Raw genomic sequence first — 14,095 nt, forward strand, 5'->3', positions numbered from 1 at the left:
TTCGTAGGTTCGAATCCTGCTCTCCCCACTTTGATTTTGATTGAAAACGTTCAATCAATAAAAATATTACCATGCGGGAATAGCTCAGTTGATAGAGCATCAGCCTTCCAAGCTGAGGGTCGCGGGTTTGAGTCCCGTTTCCCGCTCAAAAAATATATTGGAGAGATGGCAGAGTGGTCGAATGCGGTGGTCTTGAAAACCATTGTACTGCAAGGTACCGGGGGTTCGAATCCCTCTCTCTCCGCAGTTTAAAGCATCAAGGTTAAAAACTTTGGTGCTTTTTTTATTACTCAAAATTATTAGGTGTCAGATACACAAATTGAACATCAATCGGAAGTCGAAAGAAATCAAATAATGACTCCGACGAAAATCGCATTCCCATAGTATATTTGTTCTTGCCATTGATAAATTAGTCACTCCCATCAGGGCAAACGTATTTATTTTTCTTAATATTTCGATGCGCCACATCTTTAATTCATCAAACAACAATATTGTTATAATGAATCTGCACTGCTTTTTTTTATTTGTTAATAAGCAACAGCAGGGTTTGTTCATAAAACAAAGAAAGATTAAAAAATAAGAGGGATTGAGCCTCAAAATGTATTTTTGTATTGCTAAACAAAAAAATGCATTATGAGTTTCAATCCCAAAAAAAACGAAATTAAGGTTTATTATCAGAAGTCACCAAATAATTTTATGAACAAGCCCTGAATTTACTAATAACATCGCTTAATTGTTGCATAACATTTTTATTTCTATAATTACAAATGAAATTTAATTGTTAAATTTATGTCCGCAAAACTCAATAATCTAACATGAGAAAAATACTATTCCTCCTAATCACTCTATTGACAACTCATATATTGGCTGCAACAAACCATATTTATGGCAAACTGAAAGATTTAGATTCCAAGCAGCCAATTGAGTTTGCAAGCATTTCCGTAAAGACTTCAGAAAACACTATTGTGTGTTCAATGGCAAGCAACTTAAAAGGCGAATTCGATTTTGAAACAAAGCCCGGAAACTACAATTTAGAAATCAGATGCATGGGCTACACCACGCTTCAAAAAACAATTCAGGTCGACAATCAGGATGTGTATTTGAAAACATTCGAAATGAAAATCGATAACAAAAGCATTCAGGAAGTTCAGGTAGTTGCCTCCAGTTACAAGGAAAAATACGACAAAAGTGTACAGCTGATAACCAAGCAATTAAAGGAAGGAACCAATAATTTAACCGATATTTTAACAAAAATAAGAGGTGTGAATGTGGACCCTTTAGACAATTCAATCAAAGTGAACAATGAAAGCAAGGTGCTTCTTTTGGTAGACGGAGTAAAAAAAGATCAGGGATATGTGAAAAATCTTTCGCCCGACAGAATCAGCAGAATTGAGGTGACACGAAATCCTACCGGAAGATACATCAGCCAGGGTTACAATGCTGTGATTAATGTGATATTAAAAAAAAACTACAGCGGGCTGGACCTGAGAGCAGAAGAAAAAGGAGTGTTTTCTTTGGACAATTCCAATGGCGATGATTTCCTTATTAGCAACGATGCAAACATTGATTTTACTTTTACCCATAAAAAAATCAACACCTATGGTTCCTATTCCAACAATGTATCGAATACGAACCTACCAATCCAAAATGAAAAAAGACTAGATAACATTAGCCTCATCAAAAATGCTGTTGATCATTCTACCAATTCGCAAAAAGATGGCTTGACACATTCATTCGTATTGGGAACCGATCTTTTTATCACCAGCAAGCAAATTATTAGTGCTGAAACCAACATCAGTTATTCGCCCTTTAGCAAAAACCATACAACACAAAAGTATCAAAATACGTATACCACAAACAATCTGTCGGAATCTTTTTTATCTGAACTTAACAACAACCAATCGGAAAAAGCCTATCATACATTACTATCTTATCAAAATCAACTAAGCGATAAAAATAAATTTGAAATCGATTATGGATACAACTACATCAAAAACCATTTGGTAAATCTTTACCAGGAAGAAGCGGACATTTCAACTGAACAGGAGTTGTTTACCGACAGTCATCATTCCATTCTGGAATTCAACTTTCAACATCGTTTTTCGGAGGAGTATGCTCTTGAGATTGGGTATCGAAACATATACAAATCGTACGATTACAACTACTCAACTACCGAAAATGCACAAACAAGAAATACGGACAAACGCAATTTACTGTACAACTATTTGAGCTATACCCCAAAAGGCAAGTTCAAACTTAAAATTGGATTTGCAGCAGAACAAAATCGCCTGGAAACCTCAAATCAAACGAAAACCTATCGTTCCATTCAGCCATTTTTAAATGTATTCTACAAACACTCCAAACAGATGAATATGAGTCTGAAGTTAAATTCGGATAGTGAATATCCTTATGCTAATCAGATTAGTCCCTTTAAAATCACCACCGACAGACTGACTTCCGTTACTGGAAATTCTAATTTGACTTTTGCAACACAATACAAAAGTTCCATCGACATTAAGCTATTTGGAAACAAGTTGAGCATTGAACCTTTTTACCATTACACCAAAGACAAAATCTCCAAAAACGGACAAGTAATACAGGATCATTTCCAATACACCTATTTAAATTTGGACAAACATGAATCCCGGGGATTTAATATCGGCACAAAACTAAATATCATTCCAAAATCCATGTTTCTGAACTTTACAGGTTCCTTCTATTGGGATAAAATCAAGCACAACAGTCACACCCATCATGTTAATGATTTTACCATCAACAGCAACCTGATCTACATTTCGCCTAAACACAAAACACTCTATGCCTTGCTGCTCAAAAAAATGAATACCAAGCAAATTCAGGCTTACGGATATGAAAACAACGACAATGATTACCTGGGTTGTTTGATAAAGAAGTCATTCTTTAAAAAGAAAATAACAGCAACAGCTCTTTATCTACTTCCTGTAGATTTGGGCTTGGATTACACCATGGAAGAGCATTTTAAGTACAATTCATTCCGCGAGCATAACAAAGTGGATGTGGGCTTGTTAAAAAACCTGTTCATGCTAAAACTAAGCTATAATTTTAGAAAAGGAATCGAGGTTAAATCGGTGAAGAAGAAAAACTACAAACAGAAAAAAGCTGCAAAAGGTTTCTTTTAGATTAAAATCAATAAAGAGAGGAAGTTGTGTTTCAACTTTATAAATGTTGATGAAGCACTAGTCGAACTCGCCCGTGACATCGCCCGCGAGGTGAAATTCATCAAACAAACTACTTGAGCCATCTGCGTTGCTGTTAGCAACCCAAAACTTCCTATCCACAACATGCACCGAGATGTCTATCATAGCAACATTGCTATACCAGACAGGAAAATTGCTGTCAACAACATCAAAATTGATATTGCCGATAGGAAATTCGATAATTGAAACATCAACTTTGCTGTAATGGGATATCAACTTTGCTGTTTGCAAAAGAAACTTCCCTGTCCTGCACCTCAAACTTGCTATCAAAAACAGGAAGTTCGAGCCTGGCGATAGCAATTTGCCATAGCAGGACAGCAAATTCCCTTATCTAAAATCCAACATGCTGCTTCAAATGGTTGTTTTTAATGTTATATTTTACAATTAATGATTTAAAACCAGACAACACGCTCTTGGTGGAAGAAAAGTTCCATTCTTTGGAAATACTAAAGCTTTTACAGATATTGCACAAAGAGAAAAGGATACCGTGCAGTGGTACCCTTTTCATTTCACATGATCAAACAGACGGGTTTACTCGTCTGTTTTCTTTTTGGTATGTCCGGGGAAACGAGCCGACATCTCGTCAACCTTATCCTTTGCTCCCGGATGTCCCATTTTGGCAGCATTTTTCATCAAACTATACACCATTAATGATGCATTGTAAGCTTCGCTCCCTGCCACTGCGAACGAATCTTCAACTGCTGAATGCAATTGCGACAGCTTAAACTCGATAGACCGAAGACTACCAATTGCAGTCACATCATGATTGAATGCCTGTAAATCGATGAAGCCACCTAAAAGGTCGGTTTCCTGACGAGCCACTTCATATGCCTTGTCAACAAAACCTATCGATTTATCGCCCATATTTAACAAATCCTTCTTCCCATTGGAAAGGATATGCAACTTAGGAAGCAATACATCATCAAGCACCTTAAGAGCATCATCAATTTGAGTTTGCTCCTCAGCAGTTAGAACTAAATCGAACAAATTTTTCTGCATAAATATGAAATTTAAATTAAACAAAAACTAATTTACATATACCAATTACAAAAAAATATGATATTTATCATTTCCATTAAAACTAATAGATATATTATTGATTACCCTATAACATTTAGTTGTGATCTTACTTCTATAATAAGCCTGGTTATTTCTATTCCAGCTCCCTTTCTACAAATTCCATAAAATTTATTCCCCTTATCCTTAACTGATTAATAAAATAGGAATGTTAAAGTCTTTTAAAATCACAATTTGCATTTCAAAAGCTTGATTTTTTTGCGTAATTTCAAGGTAGAAAGATTAATCTAACAGAACAGTTTAGGTAACCAACGCGCATTGGAATTATTATAGAAATTAGGAAATAGAATATTCACTTATGCATGAGAATGCATATCAAATATAGGAGGAATTGTGATGAACATGAAAATGCAATCCGTAGGTTTTAAAGCCGATAGTAAATTAGAAGATTTCATTAACCAAAAATTAAAAAAACTCGAGAAATTAGAAAGCAAGATCACTACTTATGATGTAAAATTAAATGTTGATAAAGCAAGTAATAGGGAAAATAAAGTAGTGGAAGTAAAAGTAAAGGTTCCGGGATCTGAACTTTTTGCTAAAAAACAAAGCAAAACATTTGAAGAGGCAACCGATATGGTAGCCGAAGCTTTAAGAGCTCAGATCATTAAATACAAAGAGAATAAATTCAAATAAAATAATTAATAAAAAATGGGGTTTTAACAACCCCATTTTTTTATTCTTTAAATCCAAGCTCCTCGTGCGAACCATCGCAGAACGGTTTATTCTTAGAAGAACCACAACGACAGAAATAACAAACTTCTTCCATTGCCTCTCGTTTACCATTAGCGCGAACTAAAGTTATAGGCCCCTCCACCATCAAAGGTCCATTTTCCAGAACTTCCACTTTTCTTCCGGTTTCTAATGCTTTTGTTGGCCCTTTTTCTTCCTCTGTTTTTTCAGGACTATTCATATAAAAAGACAATGCACGGGAAGGACATCTACTTATTTGATTAATTATTTCCTGGGTACTGCCGCCTTGCATTTTTACCCACGGTCTGGTTCCTGGTTGAAAAACTTGAGGCAAGCCCTTAAAACAAACGCCGGAATGAATGCATAAATCAGGTTCGTAAACCACTGTAACTTCCCCGTTTGAATATTCTTTTTTTATACTTTTCATGGTATGAGATTTTTATTAATATAAGCTTTTCATATAATTTACCACATTTTTAAAAAATTCGCTTAAATTTTTTTCAGCTTGTTATCTTTTCTTTAATAAAGACAAATAACTCATCTTTAGTATGGTGCACAATAGAAATCATAAAATTCTATTTTTAGCAGAATAAAGCACTTGCAGATAAAAAAAAATATTCTACTTTTGTCGCAGACTTTTAGTCAGGCATACTATTGAAAATGCCGAAAACACACGGGTGTAGCTCAGTTGGTAGAGCACTGGTCTCCAAAACCAGGTGTCGGGAGTTCGAGTCTCTCCTCCCGTGCAAAAAACCTTTCGAATTGTTTCGGAAGGTTTTTTCATGTCCAAATATTACCAGCTTAATATAAAAATAAAACACATCACAGTAATCAACATGATACGTTTTATAATTATAGCAGATCCTTCAACTTCGCTCAGTGACCTATTTTATCTCTCTTGTCGAGCTATTACAACAGCTGCATATCGTACAACTTTTTATAAGCTCCATTTTTCTCAATTAAAACCTCATGCTTTCCTCGTTCTACTATTTCACCATCACGAAATACGCAAATCAAATCAGCATTTTTAACGGTGGATAAACGGTGAGCAATAACAATAGAAGTACGATTTTGCATTAATTTATCCAAGGCATCCTGAACCAGACGCTCCGATTCTGTATCCAAGGCGGAAGTTGCTTCATCCAATATCATGATAGGAGGATTTTTCAAAACTGCCCGAGCAATACTCAAACGCTGACGCTGTCCTCCCGACAATTTACTTCCCCGATCTCCAATATTTGTATAATATCCATTTTCGCTTGCTGAAATAAAATCATGTGCATTCGCAATCTTAGCAGCAGCAATCACCTCTTTCAGAGTTGCCTGAGGCATACCAAAAGCGATATTATTAAAAATCGTATCATTAAACAGAATAGATTCCTGATTTACATTTCCCATCAGGTTACGCATTTCTGCAATTTTATAATCACGAATATCCTTCCCATCTAAGTAAATTCCACCCTCATTCACATCATAAAACCTAGGTAATAAATCCACAAAAGTAGTTTTACCGGAGCCAGACTGCCCAACCAATGCAACTGTCTTTCCTTTCGGGATTTCCATTTGAATATCTTTTAATACTTTTCTGTCTCCGTTGTAGGAAAAAGAAACACTTCGATACTCTATGGACTCATTAAATTGAGATATAGATGCAGCATTCTCTTTTTCAACGATAGTAGATTCAGCATCTAAAATCTGATCGATTCTATCCATGGCTGCCAGGCCTTTCTGAATACTATAAAAAGCCTTAGAAAATGCTTTTGCAGGATTAATAATGGAATAAAAAACCACCAGATAAGCAATAAATCCGGCTCCATTCATTCCGCCTTGTCCATTTATAATTAATCTTCCACCATACCACAAGACAATCACAATTACCAGAGTCCCTAAGAATTCACTTACCGGATGTGCCAAAACTCTTCTTCGCATCAGGCTATTCATTATCTTTCTGTAATCATTATTTTCCAGATCGAAACGTTGATTTACATTATCCTCAGCCGTAAAAGCTTTGATAATTCTTAAACCGGAAAGTGTTTCTTCAATGGTGGAAAGCAAATCGCCCATCTTATTCTGCCCAAGTCTTGAAGTTTTCTTTAATGTTCTTCCTATTCGACCGATAATAGCACCGGCAATTGGCAATAGGATAAACACGAAAATTGTCATTTTAGGACTCATGATAATCATCGTAACCAATGAAACTATGATGATTACCGGATTCTTCAAAAACATATCCAAAGAATTCATGATTGAATTCTCCACTTCCTGAACATCTCCTGTTGAGCGAGCGATGATATCCCCTTTTTTCTCTTCAGTGAAAAAAGGAATAGGAAGTGCGACTATCTTTCTATAAATCTGCTCCCTCAAATCCCGAACAACGCCATTTCGTATCCCAACACTATGATAGGAACCCAAATAGGTAAAGACAACTTTAAAGAATACAGCCAAAACCAATACAACACCCACAAATATTAAAGCTGAATCGGCTCCGTAATCTACTTTTAATTGAGTAGTATAGTAATAAAAATTGTGTTTTAGACTAGCAACACTCGCCTCCCAAGCTACCATTTCATGCACAGGTTTAGCAATGCCAAATAATATCTCTAGTACGGGTTGCATCATAACAAAGGAAAACACACCAAAAACAGCGGCAAGCAGGTTATAAACAAAACTCATAACCAAATCACCTTTATAGGGAGGTAAAAATCGCCTTAAAATGCTAAAAAAATCTTTCATTAAAATAAAATGAGTGATACAAATAAATAAGAGAGATGTAGAAAATACTCCCATAAAATAGGCTGTAAAAGTACAACTCTTACAGCCTAAAAACAAAGCATTAACATTTATTAATATCTTAAATCCCGGTATAATTAGCAGGACTAATAGTCTTTAAATGAGCCTTTAAGTCATCATCGACCTCAAGGGTGTCGATAAATTCGGCAATACTTTCTTTAGTAATCTTTGCATTGGTTCTGGTTAAAGCTTTAAGAGCCTCGTATGGATTTGGATAACCTTCGCGACGAAGAATAGTTTGAACTGCTTCGGCCACAACCGCCCAATTGGCTTCCAAATCTGCCTCAAATGCTTCTTTTGAAATGATTAATTTATCCAATCCTTTTAATAAGGATTTAAAGGCAATGGTAGTGTGCGCAAAAGGAACACCAATATTTCGAAGTACTGTAGAATCTGTTAAATCGCGCTGTAATCTTGATATTGGTAATTTCGCTGACAAATGTTCAAAAATTGCATTGGCCAAGCCTAAATTTCCTTCTGAATTTTCAAAATCAATAGGATTTACCTTGTGAGGCATAGCAGACGATCCAACTTCTCCTTCTTTGATTCTTTGCTTAAAATAATTCATGGATATATAGGTCCAAAAATCACGATTTAAATCTATCAAAATGGTATTAATCCGCTTCAAATTATCAAAGATTGCACCCATATTGTCATAATTAGAAATCTGGGTAGTAAATTCCTCTCGCTCCAATTTTAGGATATCGTTTACAAAATGATTTCCAAACCATTTCCAATCGATACCTGGATAAGCCACAAAATGAGCATTAAAATTACCAGTTGCACCACCAAATTTTGCTGAACATGGAACACTTTTTAAGAGATCCAATTGTTTTTTCAAACGATAGACATACACTTTAATTTCTTTTCCCAAACGGGTTGGAGATGCAGGCTGACCATGTGTTCTTGCCAACATAGAAATCTCTTTCCAATCCTCCGAAAGACTTTCTAATTTACCAATCAGATCATCCAATAGTGGATAATACACATCATGAACAGCATCCCGCAAAGAATAAGGGGTGGCAGTATTATTAATATCCTGAGAAGTCAATCCGAAGTGAATAAATTCCTTATATTTTTGAAGATTTAAGGCATCAAATTTCTCTTTGATAAAATACTCTACGGCTTTCACATCGTGGTTGGTAACACTTTCAATCTCCTTCACCTTTTTCGCGTCCTCCAAAGAAAAATCCAAATAAATATCTCGAAGATCAGTAAAAATTTCGGGTTTAAAATCTTCTAATTGCGGAAGTGGAATCTCGCAAAGAGCAATAAAATATTCTACTTCAACCAACACTCGATAACGTATTAAAGCATACTCCGAAAAATACTCTCCCAATACATCAACTTTGTTACGGTATCGCCCGTCAATCGGCGAAATTGCTGTTAAACTTTGCATTTCAAAAAAATTAAATGTCAATAATGGTTATTTAGATGCACAAAGTTATATAAAAGCATTGAATTAAAAAGAGATTTTATAAAAGCTACCAATGTATCAGGAAAACAAAAAGAAATTAAATTTAAGATATTTACTAAATTTGTTATTGTGCATACATTTTAACTTAAGATAACCAATATGAAGCTCATCCGTGATATTAACTTTGGATTACGAATCTACGCCGAAGCCCTGCAATTTATATTCAAAAAACGATTGGCATGGTTTTTTTTATTCCCTATAATTTTCAATATCATCCTATTCTGGATTGGTTGGGATTATATTGGGAATTTGGCTGGGCAATCCCAGGTATTTTTATCAGGTTGGCTGGACTTGGAGCACGCTAATTTTTGGGGATCTGAATTCTTAAAAGCAACACTTAGCGGCTTTATTTGGATCGTATTTAAGCTTCTTTTTTTTCTGATATTTGCCTATTTTGGGGGTTATATCATTATCATTATCCTTTCTCCTGTTTTCTCCATCCTTTCTGAAGCTACCGAAAAGAAAAAAACAGGAAGGACCTATACTTTTGAGTTTCGACAGTTAATTAAAGATATATTAAGAGGTATTACCATCGCAGTCCGAAATCTTTTAATTGAGTTAGCACTGACTGTTTTAATGTTTTTTTTAAGTTTTATTCCCATTATTGGTTGGGCTGCTGCAATAATGCTTTTCTTTATCTCTGCATATTTTTATGGCTTTTCATTTTTGGATTATGCCATAGAGCGCAAGAAACTAAACATCAGTCAAAGTGTACAATTCATGAGAGCAAACAAAGGAATTGTAATAGCGAATGGACTGGTTTTTTCACTTTGTCTTATTATTCCATTTTGTGGTGTTTCCTTTTCTAGCTTTGCGGCAATAATTTCCGTTGTAGCAGGAACTCTGGCAGTAAATGAAATATGGGAAAAAGAAAACAGATCTATTTATAGGAAACAGACTTGAAACTTAATTGTTATCTTAGATAATAAAGCCAGGAATTGAATACTTAGAATTGAATTTTTACAATCCGAATAATTATCAGGCAAACTTTAATCCGGATATAACTTTTACAAGCCAGAGATTATCCAATAAAACAACCCAATATGAATAACATTCACAAAATAATTTTACCCCTACTCGCAATCTTTATTAGTTTCAGCTTACAGGCAAGCACAAATACCGATTCCCTTGTTGATACTTCCAAGACCAAAGTCTTTAAATTTGATATTAAACGAGAAATTGGACCTGCTGCCTGGCGCCAAACTAAAGATGCCTTTCAGGAAGCCAGAGAATGGAATGCAGATCTCATCCTTATTCACATGAATACCTATGGTGGAATGGTAGTGCAAGCGGACTCAATTCGCACAGCGATCCTGAACAGCAAAAAACCAGTTTATGTTTTCATTGATAATAATGCCGCCTCTGCAGGTGCGTTAATTTCCATTGCATGTGATAGCATATACATGCGTACTGGCGCAAACATTGGAGCAGCTACTGTTGTAAATCAAACTGGTCAGGCTATGCCCGATAAATATCAGTCGTATATGAGGTCCACCATGAGGGCTACGGCAGAATCTCACGGCAAAGATACCCTAATACAAAGTGGAGATACTATTATTAAATGGCATCGTGATCCTTTAATTGCCGAAGCGATGGTAGATCCCCGAACCTATATCAAAAATGTAATCGACACAGGAAAAGTACTCACTTTTACTCCTGCCGAAGCGATTAAAAATGGATATTGCGAAGGCATTGCCAATACGGTGGAAGAAGTTTTAACCAAAGCAGGAATTAAAGCATATATCATCAAAAAATACGAACCTTCCAGTACCGAAAGAATCGTTGATTTCATGATCAATCCTATACTTCAGGGACTTTTAATCATGATTATCATCGGAGGAATCTATTTCGAACTTCAAACTCCGGGAATAGGCTTTCCTATTCTTGCTTCAGCAATTGCTGCAATACTATACTTCTCACCTCTTTATTTAGAAGGATTGGCCGAGAATTGGGAAATACTTCTTTTTGCAGCTGGCGTAATATTACTTGCCCTCGAAATATTTGTGATTCCCGGATTTGGAGTAGCCGGAATTTCCGGAATCACCTTAATTATCACCGGTCTAACTTTAAGCTTGGTAGACAATGTAGCCTTTGATTTTGAACCGCGTCAAATAAGAGCCTTATTTGGTGCTATTCTTCTTGTTGTTTTCTCTATTTTAACTGCTCTGCTTGGCTCTATTTATTTAACCAAGAAATTGTTTGCAGCCAATTCTTTTTTGGGCCATCTGGCACTAAATTCTGTACAAAACTCAAAAGAAGGTTTTGTTGGTGTGGATATGACAGCAAAAACAATGATCGGAAAGACAGGAACAGCAATGAGTGTACTTCGTCCATCCGGAAAAGTAATCATTGAAGATCATATTTACGATGCAAAATCTGAGGATGGTTATATCGATAAGGATACCGTAGTGGAGGTAATTCGATTCGAAACAGGTCAAGTATATGTCGTTAAAAAAGAAGATGATGACAACAATTAATCTTCGTGAGTACGAAAGTCATGATTTTGCAGCTATTGTAGGCCTATGGGAACTAACCGGTTTGGGAGATGCAAACCGGGGAGATAATGCTATTATTATCGAACGAAGTATTCAACATGGCGGTAAATTTTATCTTTTGGAAGACCTTTCTACGAACGAATTAATTGGAACCTGTTGGATTACAACGGATACCCGAAGATTGTATTTGCATCATCTGGGAATTCACCCTAACTATCAACATCGGGGATATGGCAGACTTCTCACTCAAAAGGCTTTGGATTTTGCTAAAAGTAAAAACATGCAAATTAAATTGGAAGTTCATCAGGAGAATCAGACAGCACTAAATCTCTATCGTAAACTGGGATTTGATAAACTGGAAGGATATGAAGTCATGATAAAACGCAAGCACTAAAATAAAAACTATGGATTTTTTCAATCAAATAATTTCAGAAACTGATATAAATACAAGTACCATATTATTCAGATTATTATTTAGCTTTTTGATAGGTCTAGTAGTTGGAATCGAACGGGAAAGGCACAAGCAGCCGGCAGGTTGGCGAACCCATATATTAATTTGTTTGGGTTCTACCTTATTGATGTTGCTTTCCATTTATATTCCTCAAACCTTTCAGAATTTCCAGAATGGCGATCCTGGTAGAATTGCAGCGCAAGTTGTTTCCGGAATTGGATTTTTGGGTGCAGGAGCAATCTTGAAATTTGGTGTTAATATAAAAGGATTAACTACTGCTGCATCCATCTGGGTTATTGCGGCTTTAGGACTCGCAATAGGAGCGGGAATGTATATGGGCGCTATCTTGGGAGCAGCAATACTTTTATTTGCCCTAATCACTCTCGACGCACTTGAAAAGAAATTATTCCCTGGTAAATTTATTAAGCGACTAAACATCTATACTACAAGTAGTGATGTTTCTGAAGAAGATTTTTCAATCATCTTAAAAAAACACAAAATAATTATCCGAACCATTGATTTGGAACATTCTTTTGATGAAAATAAGATTAACTACTACCTTACCGTTCAGATCTCAGAGAAAGTAAAACTCAAAGATCTCACTTCGGATTTAAGTAGTATTTCAGGAATTAAAAGAGTAAAATTGCAGCAAATTCTTTAAAATAGGTTTTCCTATATCTAAAAATGAAGGAGATGCTTAAATGATTTTCAATAAGTAACTCTTCTATTACACTCGGTAAAAATATCTATGAAAATATTTTCTTCACAAGGACAAATCGATTTCTCCTTAGTCCATAAAATAACAAAAAAACCAAAATTATTTACCAAAGACGACGGCAATTTTTGGCAAGATCCTTATATCTCAGAACATCTGCTATTTGCACATTTAGATGATGATAGTGACGAAGGCTCCAGAAAATACGATACCATTATTCAAACGGTACATTGGTTGTGCGAATATTTGAATCTTCCCGAAGAAAGTAAATTACTTGATTTAGGATGTGGATCAGGTTTATACAGTGAGAATTTCTACAGTCAAGGCTTTGATATCACTGGAATTGATATCTCCCAAAACTCCATTGATTACGCAATGTGTCAAGCCACGGATTCCGGATATAAAATAGATTATATCTGTCAAAACTATTTGGAAATGGACTACGAGTCCACCTTTGACGTGATAACTCTGATTTATGGAGATCTTTGTGTGCTTTCGCATTCCGATCGCGATCTTTTACTACAAAAAGTAAAGAAAGCCCTTAAACCTAACGGTTATTTAATATTTGATGTATTCACAAAACATTATTTTAAGAATGATGGTGACAATCAATCGTGGTACATTAGTGATAAGGATGGATTTTGGAGCGAGGAGGAACATTTACTTCTTGAATCTCATTTCAAATACAAAAAAGACAAGGTCCGTTTGGATAAGTTCACACTTATTAAAAAGGATGGAGAAATTAAAACTCACCATATTTGGAAACACTATTTCTCCTTAAAGAGAGCTATCCAAATGATGGAAGAGTATGGCTTTACAGTTAAGGATTACTGGTCAAATCTTACTGGGAAACCTTATGAAGTATCAAGTCCCTGGATTGGCATGGTCGCACAAAAATCATCAGATAGAAAATAGAGTAGTGACTCCTACCAAACTAACACTAGTTTCTTTTTAAAATTTATACCAGTATACTTTTTGAATTTACTTAAGTGTAATTTTTGAGCGGAACTTATCCTACATCCTAAAAGATAAAAAAAATGGCAAAAAAAACCACCGAACATTATCCGGTGATTTCATAAAATCAATTTTAAAATATACCCGATTCAATAATAACCTGTATGGTAAGATGATTATTTAATTCCTGGTAAGTCTTTGGTAAGCTCA

11 protein-coding genes, 3 tRNA genes and 1 pseudogene are annotated in these 14,095 nt (G+C 35.4%); 11 read left to right on the forward strand and 4 right to left on the reverse strand.

The genetic code is table 11. From position 1 onward, the window contains the following. Nucleotides 1-73: 73 nt before the first annotated feature. The 3 genes from DLK05_RS06850 to DLK05_RS06860 all read left to right on the forward strand — a co-directional run bounded on the left by DLK05_RS06850 (nucleotide 74) and on the right by DLK05_RS06860 (nucleotide 3,158). Nucleotides 74-146: transfer RNA gene (locus DLK05_RS06850), tRNA-Gly, on the forward strand. A gap of 13 nt (nucleotides 147-159) precedes the next feature. Then, nucleotides 160-244 (forward strand) — tRNA-Ser (locus DLK05_RS06855). A gap of 571 nt (nucleotides 245-815) precedes the next feature. Further along, complete coding sequence (locus DLK05_RS06860) at nucleotides 816-3,158, forward strand: TonB-dependent receptor (protein ID WP_127343274.1); 2,343 nt, start codon at nucleotides 816-818, stop codon at nucleotides 3,156-3,158. A 609-nt stretch (nucleotides 3,159-3,767) separates the two neighbouring features. Here the strand turns inward: DLK05_RS06860 and DLK05_RS06865 are convergent. Further along, nucleotides 3,768-4,235, reverse strand: coding sequence for a hypothetical protein (locus tag DLK05_RS06865; RefSeq protein WP_127343275.1), 468 nt, complete (start codon nucleotides 4,233-4,235; stop codon nucleotides 3,768-3,770). A 420-nt stretch (nucleotides 4,236-4,655) separates the two neighbouring features. Between DLK05_RS06865 and hpf the strand changes: the two genes are divergently transcribed. Continuing rightward, nucleotides 4,656-4,946 (forward strand): ribosome hibernation-promoting factor, HPF/YfiA family, encoded by a 291-nt coding sequence (gene hpf, locus DLK05_RS06870; RefSeq protein ID WP_235831968.1) that lies wholly within the window; start codon nucleotides 4,656-4,658, stop codon nucleotides 4,944-4,946. Between the two features lie 40 nt (nucleotides 4,947-4,986). On the opposite strand, the gene DLK05_RS06875 is transcribed toward hpf, so the two are convergent. Then, nucleotides 4,987-5,430 carry a (4Fe-4S)-binding protein gene (locus tag DLK05_RS06875; protein ID WP_127343277.1) on the reverse strand — a complete coding sequence of 148 codons (444 nt, stop codon included), beginning with the start codon at nucleotides 5,428-5,430 and terminating at the stop codon, nucleotides 4,987-4,989. A gap of 246 nt (nucleotides 5,431-5,676) precedes the next feature. On the opposite strand from DLK05_RS06875, the gene DLK05_RS06880 reads away from it, so the two are divergent. Next, nucleotides 5,677-5,749, forward strand: a tRNA-Trp gene (locus DLK05_RS06880). Between the two features lie 163 nt (nucleotides 5,750-5,912). Here the strand turns inward: DLK05_RS06880 and DLK05_RS06885 are convergent. Together DLK05_RS06885 and purB are read right to left on the reverse strand one after the other, a co-directional pair. Continuing rightward, a complete protein-coding gene (locus DLK05_RS06885) occupies nucleotides 5,913-7,736 on the reverse strand; it encodes an ABC transporter ATP-binding protein (protein ID WP_127343278.1) in 1,824 nt (607 codons plus the stop codon). Between the two features lie 118 nt (nucleotides 7,737-7,854). After that, the gene (gene purB / locus DLK05_RS06890; RefSeq protein WP_127343279.1) at nucleotides 7,855-9,192 is read right to left on the reverse strand and encodes an adenylosuccinate lyase; all 1,338 of its coding nucleotides are present in this window, start codon (nucleotides 9,190-9,192) and stop codon (nucleotides 7,855-7,857) included. A gap of 177 nt (nucleotides 9,193-9,369) precedes the next feature. Here purB and DLK05_RS06895 point away from each other — a divergent pair, with 177 nt between their 5' ends. From DLK05_RS06895 to DLK05_RS06915, 6 genes and pseudogenes are all read left to right on the forward strand, one after another. Further along, nucleotides 9,370-10,173 (forward strand): EI24 domain-containing protein, encoded by an 804-nt coding sequence (locus DLK05_RS06895; RefSeq protein ID WP_127343280.1) that lies wholly within the window; start codon nucleotides 9,370-9,372, stop codon nucleotides 10,171-10,173. 140 nt (nucleotides 10,174-10,313) lie between these two features. Next, nucleotides 10,314-10,997, forward strand: a pseudogene (locus DLK05_RS18525) (NfeD family protein); the annotation flags it as partial. A gap of 63 nt (nucleotides 10,998-11,060) precedes the next feature. Then, nucleotides 11,061-11,747: an NfeD family protein gene (locus tag DLK05_RS18530; RefSeq protein ID WP_438830177.1), complete on the forward strand. Its 687-nt coding sequence runs from the start codon at nucleotides 11,061-11,063 to the stop codon at nucleotides 11,745-11,747. After that, nucleotides 11,734-12,159, forward strand: coding sequence for a GNAT family N-acetyltransferase (locus DLK05_RS06905; protein ID WP_209319767.1), 426 nt, complete (start codon nucleotides 11,734-11,736; stop codon nucleotides 12,157-12,159). The genes DLK05_RS18530 and DLK05_RS06905 overlap by 14 nt, the downstream gene beginning before the upstream one ends. Before the next feature lie 10 nt (nucleotides 12,160-12,169). Further along, the gene (locus DLK05_RS06910; protein WP_127343283.1) at nucleotides 12,170-12,877 is read left to right on the forward strand and encodes an MgtC/SapB family protein; all 708 of its coding nucleotides are present in this window, start codon (nucleotides 12,170-12,172) and stop codon (nucleotides 12,875-12,877) included. 87 nt (nucleotides 12,878-12,964) lie between these two features. After that, nucleotides 12,965-13,846 (forward strand): class I SAM-dependent methyltransferase, encoded by an 882-nt coding sequence (locus DLK05_RS06915; RefSeq protein ID WP_127343284.1) that lies wholly within the window; start codon nucleotides 12,965-12,967, stop codon nucleotides 13,844-13,846. The last annotated feature ends 249 nt before the right edge of the window (nucleotides 13,847-14,095 follow it).

The sequence above is a fragment of the Ancylomarina longa genome (assembly GCF_003996985.1).
Lineage (GTDB): Bacteria > Bacteroidota > Bacteroidia > Bacteroidales > Marinifilaceae > Ancylomarina_A > Ancylomarina_A longa.